The organism is Oleiphilus sp. HI0061 (assembly GCF_001635675.1).
In genome coordinates, this window is sequence record NZ_LWFE01000736.1 from 1 (window position 1) to 1,021 (window position 1,021).

Annotated in this window: 1 protein-coding gene; it reads left to right on the forward strand. The window is 47.9% G+C overall.

From position 1 onward, the window contains the following. Positions 1-401 precede the first annotated feature (401 nt). Positions 402-1,021: protein adenylyltransferase SelO family protein (locus A3735_RS09145; protein WP_197485786.1), on the forward strand; the 620-nt coding region annotated here is incomplete at its 3' end.

The window sequence follows — 1,021 nt, forward strand, 5'->3', positions numbered from 1 at the left end:
GGCGCAGGAACAGTAGACAGGCTACCTTGAAGACCACCCATTGGTGTACGAACACCGCTTACAATTACAACAGAATCTTGCTTAGACATATTAGCCTCTTACGTTTTACTCGTGGCCGAGCCACAAAGAGTGCACCCTCGTGAGGTGCCGGAAACACAAACGAAGCCAAGGATAGTGACCTTAGCCCACCAAATCGGTCGCAGATTGTATCAAGGATCTCGTTTTTGAACCAATTTGTTTGCTGTAAGGAAAGGTAAAGGCTTGCGGTTTAACTGTAGAGGACACCAAGCAATTAGCTTACACAGAGTGCCAAGTGTTTTCGGTTTAGGTCGATAATGTGATAGTTTGAGACAAGGTATCTCCTCAGATTTAGAGTAATTAGAAAAGGTTCATCAATTAATATGGCTAACAAGCAGCTTAATGATATATCTACTCCCATAACGAATCTCGATGAACTGGCTAAATTAGCCGACTATTCACTAATGAATAACCTTCGGTGCGACCCTCAGGCGACGGCCAGTGGGGATGATTACGCGCCTCGACAAGTTTTTTCGGGACATTATGTCCCTGTAAAGCCGACGCCTATTCCTGAGCCTGACTATGTCGCTCACAGCAGGAAGTTTTTCAGCGAACTGGGTTTTGACGACAATTTGGTGGAAACGGAAGGCTTCCGTCGTTTGTTCTCTGGTGATATGTCGCATGTGCCAGAACCTATGAGACAAACAGCTTGGGCAACTGGCTATGCGCTGTCGATTTATGGCACGGAGTACATTCAACAGTGTCCGTTCCGCACAGGCAACGGTTACGGGGATGGCCGTGCAGTATCTGTCCTTGAGGCTGTCATCAATGGTCAGCGTTGGGAGATGCAGCTAAAGGGTGGTGGGCGAACGCCATATTGTCGTGGTGCGGATGGGCGAGCAGTGCTGCGCTCGAGTATTAGAGAATTTCTGGTTCAGGAGCATATGCACCAACTAGGGGTGCCAACATCTAGGTCCTTATGCCTTTATGTATCTGGCTCAGA